Source organism: Wandonia haliotis (genome assembly GCF_039523435.1).
Classification (GTDB): domain Bacteria; phylum Bacteroidota; class Bacteroidia; order Flavobacteriales_D; family Crocinitomicaceae; genus Wandonia; species Wandonia haliotis.
This window is the reverse complement of the sequence record NZ_BAAAFH010000003.1, coordinates 306678-318982: the sequence shown is the minus strand read 5'-3', so window position 1 is coordinate 318982 and position 12305 is coordinate 306678. Positions and strand designations below refer to the sequence as shown.

Genomic DNA, 12305 nt, shown 5'->3' with positions numbered 1-12305 from the left:
TCAGGAGTTTTTCAGATTCCGCCGTTTTGCAAACCGAACCAAATCCGCATCTTTCAGAACAGGTTTGTTTTCCGTAACTCTTAAAAAAATCTCTCCGGCAAAATAGGGTGCCAGAAGATACCCTTTCGTTCCCAGTCCATTGAAGAAGTAGAGATCATCTCTTTCAGGGTGACATCCCAACAATGGTCTTCTATCATCCGTTGTTGGCCGCACTCCTGCTTCCTGCCCGGTAACAGAAAAAGGTACGTCAAGGAGTCCTTCTATTTTTTCCTCCAGTTCTTTTCGAGCAACCTCTGTAATCAATGTATCCGGTGAATCCCATTCATAGGTTGCCCCTGCTTTAAACGCGCCGTTTTCGAGAGGGAGAACAAAACATTTTCTATTCAATACTTCCGACCGATTCGTCACCAGTGGTATCTCCAAATCAAGGATCTGTCCTTTTGTTGCGTTTACAGGCAAATAGCTGAAAAACGGATTTTTACGGGACTGGTATCCCTCACAAAAAATAATCTTATCAAACCGGATGCCATCTAGCAGACATCCTTCATCTGTAATGCAGTCGTAATCGAAAGTATCCTCTAGTAAAACGCCTTTCTCTTTAAAAAACGAACGGTTTGTATCAATAAACATTTTGGTTTCCACATAATGAACCCGATGCACCATTTCATTTCCAAAAGGAGCTTTCAGGTAGGTTGGTGGTGGTGTCGCGGAACCTGGAGAGTCGATATATCCGTTAAACTCTTCTAAAGCAGATTTTTGTTCCCACCATTCCTTTTCCTGTTCACTTGAGAAAGCTCTTCGGATTTCTCTTTCGAATAAAAACCGAACGCCCAGTAACTCTTCCAACTCCCGGTATTGGCGAACAGCTTCAGACAAACATTGATCCACCATCCAGCTCTTTGTCACTCTACGGAACACAATCGGATTCATAATTCCGGCCGCCACCCTTGAGCTCTCATTCACTCCCGGATCGATAATTTTAAATGTTTTTCCTGTCTTTAAAAACTGGTGAGCCAACATTGTTCCGGCCAACCCCTGACCCACAATAAGATACTGCATACTTTATTTTTTTGCCATTGCAAGACTTATCACACTGATTTTCACCCCCGGTATTTCCTCTTTCAGTTTTCTGATACAGGATTCCAGAGTTGATCCGGTGGTAATTACATCGTCTATGATACAAATGTGCTTATTTTTCCATCGTAACGGATGATTTACAGTAAAAATATCCTCCACATTATCCCACCGCGCATATTTCCCCTTCTTCGTCTGCGTTTGCGTATGCACCCTTCGTTTCAATAGTGACACAAGCACCTTTATCCCTGTTTCGTGAGCAACTCCTTTTGCCAGTAATTCACTTTGATTATATCCTCTCAGATAGAATTTTTTCGGATGCAGGGGAACCGGAATCAAAACATCGGGAAACCCTTCTTTCCATTTTTCGTGTAATGCCCTCCCCATTTTTCTTCCCATGAAATGCGCCAACGGTTTATTGTTTTTGTACTTAATCTGGTGTACAATTTTTCGTGTCGAAGTTCCTCTGGAAAAATTAAGTAAACTAAACGTACTTTCCAGTTGTGCCCTACCATAAAAAAGTTCATCAAGAGGCGAATCTTCTTTGAACTTTTCATAATAGGTGTACATCAAACTATCTTCACAAAAAATACAAATATCCTGCATTCCTTCGGGAAGAAGTTCAGCACACACAACGCAGTATTCCGGATATACAAAATGGAGTAGCCCGCGAAGATATTTTTGTACCGAATATTGTAGACTGGTCAGCATAGAAGTAATTCACATCAGGATGTGTAAAAGATAAAGTATTTTCTTTGAAAAACGCAACCCTTTTAGCGTAAATTTATAGAAAAAACAGGGAAGAAGCGGAATACTAGTATTTTGAGATTAAAACGTTCATTTCTTCGATAAAAGTTTTGCTTTACACTGTGAATATCTTTAAATTGATGTTAATAAAACATGAAGGCTTTGTGCACTAAGGGATTGAGAAGAGGGTTGTTGATAAGTGTGGTGAATTGTGAATTTCTTTAGTTGGTTAAAGGCGTTTTTTTGACAATTTTTGTACTGCCTCATCAGAACGGTTACTGATATACTTTGCATCAGGGTCGCCAAAAGTAAAGAGGAAAACGAAACAGTAATTAATAATCAATTATTTCGAAGTCTGGGAACCGGCTTCGCTAGTAATTTTTACGATAATATTTTAAAAAATGGCACAGGAAAAAGAACCAATTTTGGAGGAAAACACAGGCAGATTTGTCTTGTTTCCCATCCAACACGACGACATTTGGGCGTTTTACAAAAAAGCAGAAGCCAGTTTCTGGACAGCAGAGGAAATTGACCTTTCTCCGGATCTTATTGACTGGGAAAATAAACTTAATGACGACGAGCGACATTTCGTAAAACACGTACTGGCATTCTTTGCAGCATCAGATGGTATTGTAAATGAAAATCTTGCAGAGAATTTCCTTTCTGAAGTACAGTATACAGAGGCGAAATTCTTCTACGGATTCCAGGTGGCTATTGAAAATATCCATTCTGAAACGTATTCGCTGCTTATTGATACGTATATTAAAGACTCTAAAGAAAAGAACTACCTGTTTAATGCAATAGACACACTTGATTGTGTTCGCAAAAAGGCGAACTGGGCACTTCGTTGGATAGAGGAAGGATCATTTGCTGAACGTCTTGTTGCATTTGCAGCAGTAGAAGGAATTTTCTTCTCCGGTTCATTCTGCTCAATTTTCTGGTTGAAAAAACGAGGATTAATGCCCGGACTTTCTTTCTCTAACGAACTGATTTCCCGAGACGAAGGACTGCACTGTGATTTTGCATGCCTGTTGTACAATAACCACGTTGTGAACAAACTTCCTAAAGAGAAAGTTAAGGAGATTATTCTGGATGCGGTAGAAATCGAAAAAGAATTCATTCTGGACGCTTTACCCGTAAAACTTATCGGAATGAACAGTGACCTGATGTCTCAATACATTGAGTTTGTTGCAGACCGTTTATTAGCAGAACTTGGATGTGAAAAACATTTCGGATCAACCAATCCGTTTGACTTCATGGACATGATCTCAATTCAGGGGAAAACCAACTTCTTTGAGAAACGTGTTGCTGAATACCAAAAAGCCGGAGTTATGGCCGGGAAGGAAAATCAGACCTTCAAACTTGACGAAGATTTTTAATTATAAATCAATTATAACCCATATATCGGACGCTTATGTATGTAGTAAAAAGAGATGGACGCAAAGAGGCTGTGAAGTTTGACAAAATCACAGCTCGTATCGTAAAAATGTGTTACGGACTTGACCCATTGGTTTCTCCTGAAATGGTTGCCATGAAAGTCATTGAAGGTCTGTACGACGGAGTTTTAACCACAGACCTTGATAATCTGGCTGCTGAGGTTGCTGCTTCTAAAACTATTGATCACCCTGATTATGCATTGCTGGCATCGCGTATTGCCGTGTCCAATATGCATAAAAATACTAAGAAAACTTTCTCAGAAGTTGTAGAAGACCTGTATAATTATATCGACCCGAAAACAGGGTTGCGTGCTTCACTTATCGCTGATGATGTATACGAAATCATCAATAAAAATAGTGATGTACTGGACTCTAGTATCATTTACGACCGTGATTTCCGCTATGATTATTTTGGGTTCAAAACGCTGGAAAGATCTTATTTGCTACGACTAAACGGACAAATCGCAGAGCGTCCACAGCATATGTTAATGCGTGTTGCCGTTGGTATTCACAAAGCGGATATTGAATCAGCTATCAAGACTTACAACCTTATGTCCGAAGGTTGGTTTACACATGCAACTCCGACATTATTTAATGCCGGAACTCCGAAACCACAGATGTCCTCTTGCTTCCTTCTGACAATGAAAGAAGACAGCATCGACGGAATCTACGAAACATTAAAGTCCTGCGCGAAAATATCTCAATCAGCAGGAGGTATCGGAATCTCAATTCACGACATCCGTGCGAAAGGATCCTATATCAAAGGAACAAACGGAACATCTAACGGTATCGTTCCTATGCTTCGCGTTTATAATGACACTGCCCGTTACGTGGATCAGGGAGGAGGAAAAAGAAAAGGATCTTTTGCTATCTATCTTGAACCATGGCACGCAGACATATTTGATTTCCTTGACCTGAAAAAGAATCATGGTAAAGAAGAACAACGTGCACGCGACCTGTTCTACTCACTCTGGATTCCGGATTTATTCATGAAACGCGTTGAAAGCAATGGTAATTGGACGTTGATGTGTCCACACGAGTGCCCTGGACTTTCCGATACTTTCGGAGAAGAGTTTGAAGCGCTTTATGAAAAATACGAGCGTGAAGGAAAAGGGAGAAAAACGATTAAAGCTCAGGACCTTTGGTTCAAAGTACTTGAATCACAAATTGAAACAGGAACTCCTTACATGCTGTACAAAGATGCTGCAAACAGCAAGTCGAACCAGCAAAATCTTGGAGTAATCAAGTCTTCGAACCTTTGTACGGAAATCATCGAGTACACCGCTCCTGATGAAGTTGCTGTATGTAACCTCGCATCCATTGCTCTTCCAAAGTTTGTTGAAGACGGAGTTTTTGATCACAATAAATTATTTGAAGTAACCTATCAGGCAACAGTTAACCTGAATCGAATTATCGACAACAACTACTACCCGGTAGAAGAGGCTCGTAACTCTAATATGCGTCATCGTCCAATCGGATTGGGAGTTCAGGGGCTTGCAGATGCCTATATTATGATGCGTTACCCGTTCGACTCTCCGGAAGCAGCTCAGCTGAACAAAGAAGTGTTTGAAACAATTTATTACGCTGCAATGACAGCATCCAAAGATCTTGCGAAAGTTGAAGGGTCTTACCAAACATTTGAAGGATCTCCTGTTTCAAAAGGAATTTTCCAATTCGATATGTGGGGTGTAACACCTACCTCGAGATGGGAATGGGATGTGTTAAAAGAAGAAGTTAAGCAACATGGAGTTCGCAACTCACTTCTTATGGCGCCAATGCCAACAGCTTCTACAGCACAAATTCTGGGTAACAACGAATGTTTCGAACCCTATACATCCAACATTTACACAAGACGTGTACTTTCCGGTGAATTTATCATCGTAAACAAGCACTTGTTAAGAGACCTGGTTAAAGAAGGATTATGGAACCCTGAAATGCGTCAGAGATTGATGGCAACGAATGGTTCTGTTCAAAATATCTCCGAAATTCCACAAGAGATCAAAGATCTTTACAAAACAGCCTGGGAAGTTTCACAAAAAGTGATTATCGAACAAGCTGCTGACCGTGGAGCATACATTTGTCAGTCTCAATCGTTGAACATTTTCATGGAAAATGCAAACTTCGGTAAACTAACATCTATGCACTTCTACGGGTGGAAGAAAGGACTTAAGACAGGAATGTATTACCTGAGAACAAAAGCTGCTACAGACGCTATTAAGTTTACGGTTGATAAGGCTGTAACATCGCAAAAAATCACAGCAAAAACGATCGAGGATAAACAAGCCGAAATAGCATGTTCTCTTGATGATCCGGATAATTGTGAAATGTGTAGTGGTTGATAATTGTGCCGTTTTAAATTAAAATCCACTTATACATTTTGAAGCCATCCTTAGGGATGGCTTTTTTATTTCGAATATATTCATCTAATAAATAATCTTTTGATATAAAAAAAGCCACGTCAGAATTCTGATGTGGCTTAACGTTCAAATACTGTTAATTCTATTACGGCTGAAGAAATACAGTCTCTTCAGAAGTAGTTTCTTCTTCAATTTTTATGATTCCGGTTCCGGTCATTCCATCTTTCTTTGCAAGAATGTTCAATACCGCAACACCGGCCTGTCCCAATTGATATTCATCGTTGAAATCAAAAACAGCAATCCCTGATGAATTGGTATAAGCAGTATCGTTTGCCGTTATTGCTCCCGGAGCCTGATCCATTGTAGATTGTCCGTACAAACGAACCATTGCATTTGCAACAGGAGCATTTGAAACGTCCTTCACCATGATCCGTACAATTGTATCACCTTTTTTACGACATCCTATTGCCGGAACAGCTAACATAGCTGCCAATCCAAGGAAAAATACCGACCGCATTGCTCTCTTTTTCATAAGTATATATTCTAAATCGCAGGTAGCGAAGTTACAAAATAGTTTATCTTTCTACAATCCTTTAACCATTTAGACGGAAAAAAGTTACACCCGTTGGTTATTTTTCTTAAAAGTCAACATACAGGCAAATCAATAATTATGCCCCCACGGCCTAAAATCACTTACAATTTCGTAATTTCGTAATTTGTACCGAGGTTAAGATTTTCGAAGATGACAGATAAAATTCAGGAGTTAAAGAAAGAAATTGAAGCAGCAGAATTAACAGATGCTGCTAAACTGGAAGCCTACCGTATTCAATATATCGGAGCGAAAGGGGCCATTAAAGGGTTATATGGATTTCTGAAAACCGTTCCCAACGAACAGAAAAAAGAATTCGGACAACTCATTAACGGATTACGGGAAATCGCTGAACAAAGATTCAACGAAGCAAAAGAGAACCTCGAAAACAACGCTTCCGGAAACACCGAAAAGATAGACCTTTCCCGTCCCGGATCTGCTTTTGAAATCGGAGCACGACATCCGCTTTCGGTCGTTCGAAAGGAAATCATCAGCATTTTTGAACGAATCGGGTACACTATTTCCGAAGGACCGGAAGTAGAAGATGACTGGCATAATTTCTCGGCACTCAACTTCCCGCCTGAACACCCGGCTAGAGATATGCAGGATACCTTCTTTGTTGAAAAAGAGGGAGATCAGGAGTGGGCACTGCGTACGCATACATCCTCTGTACAGGTACGCGTAATGGAAAATCAAAAACCTCCGATCCGTACAATCTCACCCGGACGGGTCTACAGAAATGAGGCCATATCTGCCCGGGCACACTGCTTCTTCCACCAGGTAGAAGGACTTTATATCGATAAGAAAGTTTCGTTTGCCGATTTGAAACAAACACTTCTGTACTTTGCTAAAGAAATGTTTGGTGAAAAGACAGAAATCCGACTACGTCCCTCTTATTTTCCTTTCACAGAACCCAGTGCAGAAATGGATATTTCCTGTACTATCTGTAATAGTAAAGGATGTAATGTTTGTAAATATACCGGATGGCTTGAAATTCTGGGATGTGGTATGGTGGACCCAAATGTTTTGGATGCCTGCGGGATTGACTCAAAAGTCTACTCCGGATTTGCCTTTGGAATGGGTATAGAACGTATCACCCAATTGAAATACCGCGTCAATGACTTACGACTATATAGTGAGAACGATTTACGCTTCCTTGAACAATTTATTTCGGCATAGTTATGGGACTCTTTTCTTTCGGTAAAAAACAAGATCAATCCAAAAAATCCATCACATGGATTCAAATAGAAGATCCTGAACAATTACAGGAAATCATTCGAAATTCTTCACAACAACCGATTCTGTTCTTTAAACACAGTACAAGGTGTTCCATTTCTGCAATGGCACTCCATGGACTGGAAAAGAGTTGGGATCTTGAGGAAGGAGAAGTTACTCCTTATTTTATAGATCTGATCCGTTTTCGGGATGTTTCCAATAAAATAGAAGAGTTGACCGGTGTTTTGCACCAATCCCCTCAGGTTATTGTTATTAAAAACGGAGAAGTGATACATCAGGCATCTCACAATGGTATTAAAGCTTCCCAGATCAAAAAAGCTGTACAGGCATGAAATCAGTTGTTCTTATCCTATTATCCGTTTTTTCATTCATTTTCCTTTCCTTTCAGTCATTCAGATCAGGATTGGAAACCCCTTCTTCAGGGTGGACAGCGTTAACATCAACGGATCAGGTTGACCAGCTCTATAAAAAAAGTGCGGAAAAGCCTGTTCTGATCTTCAAACACAGTACGGCCTGTAACATCTCAAAAGGCGCCAAAAGGCATCTTGAGAAACGAAAAATTGAACGGGAAGCAGTAGACGCATACTACCTGGATTTGTTAGCCTACCGTTCTGTTTCTAATTACGTGGAAGAAAAAACTGGAGTGAAACACGAATCTCCTCAGGTCATCGTTTTACACCAGGGAAAGGTTCTTTATAGCGCTTCTCATACCGCTATAAAATGGAAAGACATTAAAAAGCATATTCGAATACAATGAGATTATTTTTTGCCCTTTTTGCCCTTACCGCAGTACTTTTTACAAGTTGCGAAGAATCGCCTGTCACTCCTAAGCAACAACGAAAAAAGGCTCCCTTTACAGTAAGTAATCCTTCCGACAATGCTCAACTTGTTGTCGGCGATCAGCTCGAAATCAGAACCAACGTTGTAGATGGTCAGGAACTGAAGCAACTTCAGCTTTTTCTGGGAGATTCCCTACTGAATGAACAGAAAAATGTGGGTATTCAGGCGAAATATTCTCTTGCAACAAAAGATCTGAATGTCGGATTTCACACGATCCGTATTGTGGGAACTGATGCCGAAGGAGAAGAGTTTATTGTTAATCGTACCATCGCACTTTTCTCAGATATTTATCCTGAATTGAAAGTTGCTAAAATTATGCGTACCTATCCTCACCAGACGACCAGTTATACACAAGGATTGGAAATGTACAACGGAAAACTTTACGAAGGAACCGGACAAACCGGGAAAAGTAAATTAATGGAAATTCGTCTGGAAACCGGTGAAACTATTCGCTCTGTAGATGTACCTGATTATATTTTTGGAGAGGGGATCACCATACTTAACGACGAAATTTTCCAGATTACCTGGGAAGCCCGCAAATGTTTTGTCTATGATGTGAATTCATTTGAATTGAAAAGAGAATTTCAGTACTTTGGCGAGGGCTGGGGAATTGCAAACGACGGAAAACATCTTATTATGTCTAACGGTTCTTCAGAAGTAGTTTTCAGAGATCCAAAAACATTTGACATAGTGCGTTCCATACAAATCTTTGGATCCAATCAGGAATACCGGGCAATTAATGAGCTGGAATACCTCAACGGTTTTATTTACGCAAACGTTTATCAGGAAGACTATGTACTGAAGATAGATCCTGCTAACGGAAAGGTTCTGGAAAAAATTGACTGTGGAGATGTGGTCCGTGAAGGCAAGGGTTCCGGAGATGTTCTGAACGGAATCGCTTACAATACTAAAACTGGTAATTTTATCCTTACAGGAAAAAACTGGTCGAAGCTTTTCGAAGTACAGTTTGTAAATCCATGATAAACATTTCAAATTCATTCTGACAAACTGCAAAACAGTAGTCAATTCTTTATCTTTGTCCGTATGTTTATTGATACACATACACACCTTTATGTTGAGCAATTTGATGATGACCGGAAAGAAATCGTTCAACGCGCTCTAGATGCCGGAGTGAAACAATTGCTCCTTCCTAATATAGATGCTGATAGCTGTACTCCATTACTAAAAATGGTAAGTGACTTTCCCGGAGTTTGTTATCCCATGATGGGTTTACATCCCTGTTCCGTAGATGAAAACTATGAAGAACAGTTGCTCCGTATAGAAGCTGCTTTTGACAAAAGCCAGATCATTGCTATCGGTGAAATAGGTATTGATCTCTATTGGGACAAAAGTACCTTACCGCTTCAAATTGAGGCTTTCAGAAGACAAGTACAGCAGGCACTACAACTACAACTCCCCATTGTAATTCATGCCCGCGATTCATTCGGAGAATTGTTTGAACAGCTGGATGATCTGAATTGCGCTGAGCTTACCGGAGTATTCCATTGCTTTACCGGAGGGCTACAGGAGGCAAAAAAAATTCTTGACTACGGTGGTTTCATGATGGGAATAGGAGGTGTCAGCACATTTAAAAATTCAGGATTGGATAAAGTTCTTTCCGAAATAGATCCTTCGCATCTAATTCTTGAAACTGACGCTCCTTACCTTGCCCCTGTACCGTACAGAGGAAAAAGGAATGAAAGTGCCTACATACCACTGATAGCCAGTAACCTGAGTGAAATATACGGAATCTCCGAAGAAGAAATAGGGAAAATAACCAGTGCTAATGCCTACCGCTTATTCCCGAAACTGAACCGTTTACTCAATAAAGAGACACTGTGAATAGTTCACGCAGGGATATACAAACCGTTTACAAATTAATTTAGTAACATTGAGAATGGAAAAGTCAAAAGTATTAATTGTTTATACAGGAGGGACTATTGGTATGGTTACAGACCATACGACCGGTTCTCTTGTTGCTTTTGATTTTGACCATCTATATGACCAGGTACCCGAACTGAACAGGTTGGAAATAGACATTCAAGCTGTTTCATTCGAAAAACCGGTTGATTCATCTGAGATGACACCTGCCATGTGGCGAAAACTTGCGCAGATCATTTACGATAATTATACTGACTTTGATGGTTTTGTCGTTCTTCACGGTTCGGACACCATGTCATATACAGCTTCTGCTCTTAGTTTCATGCTTCAGGGTTTAAAAAAACCGGTTATTCTTACGGGTTCTCAACTCCCCATTGGTACCATTCGAACTGACGGTAAAGAGAATCTCATTACTGCGATTGAAATTGCAGGAACTCAAGATCAAAATGGAGATCCGGTGGTTCAGGAGGTTGCTGTGTATTTTGAGTACTCGCTTTACAGAGGAAACCGAACAACAAAAGTTTCAGCAAGTGAGTTTGAAGCCTTCAAAAGTGGAAATTACCCGGAGTTAGCGGTTGCCGGTGTGCACATTCGCTTTAATGAGCAGGCACTATTCAGAACCCGCCTTAGCGAAGTACAATTCCATCCTGATTTTCGGGAAGAAATTGCGCTGTTAAAATTATTTCCGGGACTTCCTTTTTCTGCCTATGCCCCTTTGTTTGACATCAAAAAAGTAAAAGGTATTATCCTGTCAACTTATGGAGCAGGGAACGGACCGGCAGACCGCAGATTCATTGAACTCCTTGACAACTATATCCAAAGTGGTGGTATTGTTCTCAACATTACGCAATGTTCCAGTGGAGCAGTTGAACAGGGAAAATATGAAACAAGCCGCCAATTTGTTCAGCTGGGTGTTGTTAGCGGAGGTGAACTGACGACAGAAGCTGCTATTGCTAAAATGATGCACGTTTGTGCTACCCATTTAACAAGAGAAGAAAAGATAGAACTGTTAACAACAGAATGTTGTGGTGAAATGTAATTTTTTGTGTTAAGAGAAAATTAACTTCATCGCATTTGGCATTTGTTGGAAAAAATATTTTTGTACTTTAGTGCCCTAGTAGGTAAAAATTACAGACGGAGAGGTGTCTGAGTGGTTGAAAGAGCACGCCTGGAAAGTGTGTGTACCGGGAAACCGGTACCGAGGGTTCGAATCCCTCTCTCTCCGCTAGAGTTGTAAATTAATGCTTAACATAAAATAAACAGTTAATTTTTTTAATTTAGAAAAACGATTATTTATTAATCTTTGAGACCATGAGAAAAGTGTTTAGTGTAATGGCCCTGGCTGCCACGATGATGTTGGGAACTGCAACAGTTGCAACAGCTAATGAAGAAGCGAAAGTTGAAATAATTTCAGCTGACCAAGTAGACAACATGCCTGTAGTATTGGCACAAAATGAACCAGCAGCAGATGCTGACCCGGCAACAGCAACCGCTGAAGAAGGAGAAGGATTGGTTTATGTTTTAAAGGAGCAATTCCTTACTGGTGGTCCTCTATGGATGGGGATCGTATTAATCTGTCTTGTTTTAGGTGTAGCTCTTGCAATTGAGCGTATTATTTACCTTAACATTTCTACGATCAATACACGTAAATTTATGAATGATGTTGAAAATGCATTGCAAAGCGGTGGTGTTGAAGCAGCAAAAGAACTTTGCCGTAATACACGTGGACCAATTGCATCAATATATTACCAGGGATTGGATCGCGCTGACGAAGGAATCGAAATGGTTGAAAAATCAGTTGTTTCTTACGGAGGTGTACAAATGGGATTGATGGAAAAAGGTATTTCTTGGATTTCATTGTTCATCGCATTGGCACCGATGCTTGGATTTATGGGAACGGTAATCGGGATGATTCAGGCATTTGCTGACATCGTACGTGAAGGTACCGTTGCTCCAACAACAGTTGCGGGTGGTATCCAGGTAGCACTTTTGACAACTGTATTCGGTTTGATCGCTGCGATCGTTCTTCAGATTTTCTACAATTATATCATTGCTAAGATGGATAGCCTTGTTAACGAAATGGAAGATGCTTCTATCTCTTTAGTTGATATGATGTTGAAGTACAAAGTTACTTCTAAGTAATCC

12 protein-coding genes and 1 tRNA gene are annotated in these 12305 nt (G+C 40.3%); 10 read left to right on the top strand and 3 right to left on the bottom strand.

Going from position 1 to position 12305, the window contains the following annotated elements; genetic code table 11:
* Together ABDZ97_RS01910 and ABDZ97_RS01905 are read right to left on the bottom strand one after the other, a co-directional pair.
* A complete protein-coding gene (locus tag ABDZ97_RS01910; protein WP_343784526.1) occupies window positions 1-1059 on the bottom strand; it encodes an NAD(P)/FAD-dependent oxidoreductase in 1059 nt (352 codons plus the stop codon).
* 3 nt (window positions 1060-1062) lie between these two features.
* A complete protein-coding gene (locus ABDZ97_RS01905; RefSeq protein ID WP_343784524.1) occupies window positions 1063-1785 on the bottom strand; it encodes a ComF family protein in 723 nt (240 codons plus the stop codon).
* Window positions 1786-2222: 437 nt separating this feature from the next.
* Here ABDZ97_RS01905 and ABDZ97_RS01900 point away from each other — a divergent pair, with 437 nt between their 5' ends.
* Both ABDZ97_RS01900 and ABDZ97_RS01895 read left to right on the top strand, forming a co-directional pair.
* Entirely contained in the window at window positions 2223-3200 is a 978-nt protein-coding gene (locus ABDZ97_RS01900; RefSeq protein ID WP_343784522.1) for a ribonucleotide-diphosphate reductase subunit beta, read from the top strand.
* 35 nt (window positions 3201-3235) lie between these two features.
* Window positions 3236-5596 carry a ribonucleoside-diphosphate reductase subunit alpha gene (locus tag ABDZ97_RS01895; RefSeq protein ID WP_343784520.1) on the top strand — a complete coding sequence of 787 codons (2361 nt, stop codon included), beginning with the start codon at window positions 3236-3238 and terminating at the stop codon, window positions 5594-5596.
* A gap of 163 nt (window positions 5597-5759) precedes the next feature.
* Here ABDZ97_RS01895 and ABDZ97_RS01890 read toward each other — a convergent pair whose 3' ends face one another.
* Complete coding sequence (locus ABDZ97_RS01890) at window positions 5760-6146, bottom strand: hypothetical protein (protein WP_343784518.1); 387 nt, start codon at window positions 6144-6146, stop codon at window positions 5760-5762.
* Between the two features lie 210 nt (window positions 6147-6356).
* Between ABDZ97_RS01890 and pheS the strand changes: the two genes are divergently transcribed.
* The 8 genes from pheS to ABDZ97_RS01850 all read left to right on the top strand — a co-directional run bounded on the left by pheS (window position 6357) and on the right by ABDZ97_RS01850 (window position 12302).
* Complete coding sequence (gene pheS, locus ABDZ97_RS01885) at window positions 6357-7382, top strand: phenylalanine--tRNA ligase subunit alpha (protein ID WP_343784516.1); 1026 nt, start codon at window positions 6357-6359, stop codon at window positions 7380-7382.
* 2 nt (window positions 7383-7384) lie between these two features.
* On the top strand, window positions 7385-7771 hold the full coding sequence (gene ytxJ, locus ABDZ97_RS01880; protein WP_343784513.1) for a bacillithiol system redox-active protein YtxJ: 387 nt from the start codon (window positions 7385-7387) through the stop codon (window positions 7769-7771).
* The gene (gene ytxJ / locus ABDZ97_RS01875) at window positions 7768-8196 is read left to right on the top strand and encodes a bacillithiol system redox-active protein YtxJ (protein WP_343784511.1); all 429 of its coding nucleotides are present in this window, start codon (window positions 7768-7770) and stop codon (window positions 8194-8196) included. Before ytxJ (ABDZ97_RS01880) ends, ytxJ (ABDZ97_RS01875) begins: the two co-directional genes overlap by 4 nt.
* Window positions 8193-9260, top strand: a complete 1068-nt coding sequence (locus ABDZ97_RS01870; RefSeq protein WP_343784509.1) for a glutaminyl-peptide cyclotransferase — start codon at window positions 8193-8195, stop codon at window positions 9258-9260. Before ytxJ (ABDZ97_RS01875) ends, ABDZ97_RS01870 begins: the two co-directional genes overlap by 4 nt.
* Window positions 9261-9323: 63 nt before the next feature.
* The gene (locus ABDZ97_RS01865) at window positions 9324-10121 is read left to right on the top strand and encodes a TatD family hydrolase (RefSeq protein WP_343784507.1); all 798 of its coding nucleotides are present in this window, start codon (window positions 9324-9326) and stop codon (window positions 10119-10121) included.
* Between the two features lie 55 nt (window positions 10122-10176).
* Window positions 10177-11199, top strand: a complete 1023-nt coding sequence (locus tag ABDZ97_RS01860; protein ID WP_343784505.1) for an asparaginase — start codon at window positions 10177-10179, stop codon at window positions 11197-11199.
* A gap of 97 nt (window positions 11200-11296) precedes the next feature.
* Window positions 11297-11385: transfer RNA gene (locus ABDZ97_RS01855), tRNA-Ser, on the top strand.
* A gap of 86 nt (window positions 11386-11471) precedes the next feature.
* On the top strand, window positions 11472-12302 hold the full coding sequence (locus ABDZ97_RS01850; RefSeq protein WP_343784503.1) for a MotA/TolQ/ExbB proton channel family protein: 831 nt from the start codon (window positions 11472-11474) through the stop codon (window positions 12300-12302).
* Window positions 12303-12305 lie beyond the last annotated feature (3 nt).

Excerpts from the sequence above, each read along its gene's own strand:
- pheS (WP_343784516.1), top strand. The coding sequence starts at position 6,357 with ATGACAGATAAAATTCAGGAGTTAAAGAAAGAAATTGAAGCAGCAGAA.
- ytxJ (WP_343784513.1), top strand. The coding sequence starts at position 7,385 with ATGGGACTCTTTTCTTTCGGTAAAAAACAAGATCAATCCAAAAAATCC.
- ytxJ (WP_343784511.1), top strand. The coding sequence starts at position 7,768 with ATGAAATCAGTTGTTCTTATCCTATTATCCGTTTTTTCATTCATTTTC.
- ABDZ97_RS01865 (WP_343784507.1), top strand. The coding sequence starts at position 9,324 with ATGTTTATTGATACACATACACACCTTTATGTTGAGCAATTTGATGAT.
- ABDZ97_RS01890 (WP_343784518.1), bottom strand. The coding sequence starts at position 6,146 with ATGAAAAAGAGAGCAATGCGGTCGGTATTTTTCCTTGGATTGGCAGCT.
- ABDZ97_RS01850 (WP_343784503.1), top strand. The coding sequence starts at position 11,472 with ATGAGAAAAGTGTTTAGTGTAATGGCCCTGGCTGCCACGATGATGTTG.
- ABDZ97_RS01905 (WP_343784524.1), bottom strand. The coding sequence starts at position 1,785 with ATGCTGACCAGTCTACAATATTCGGTACAAAAATATCTTCGCGGGCTA.
- ABDZ97_RS01860 (WP_343784505.1), top strand. The coding sequence starts at position 10,177 with ATGGAAAAGTCAAAAGTATTAATTGTTTATACAGGAGGGACTATTGGT.
- ABDZ97_RS01900 (WP_343784522.1), top strand. The coding sequence starts at position 2,223 with ATGGCACAGGAAAAAGAACCAATTTTGGAGGAAAACACAGGCAGATTT.
- ABDZ97_RS01870 (WP_343784509.1), top strand. The coding sequence starts at position 8,193 with ATGAGATTATTTTTTGCCCTTTTTGCCCTTACCGCAGTACTTTTTACA.
- ABDZ97_RS01910 (WP_343784526.1), bottom strand. The coding sequence starts at position 1,059 with ATGCAGTATCTTATTGTGGGTCAGGGGTTGGCCGGAACAATGTTGGCT.
- ABDZ97_RS01895 (WP_343784520.1), top strand. The coding sequence starts at position 3,236 with ATGTATGTAGTAAAAAGAGATGGACGCAAAGAGGCTGTGAAGTTTGAC.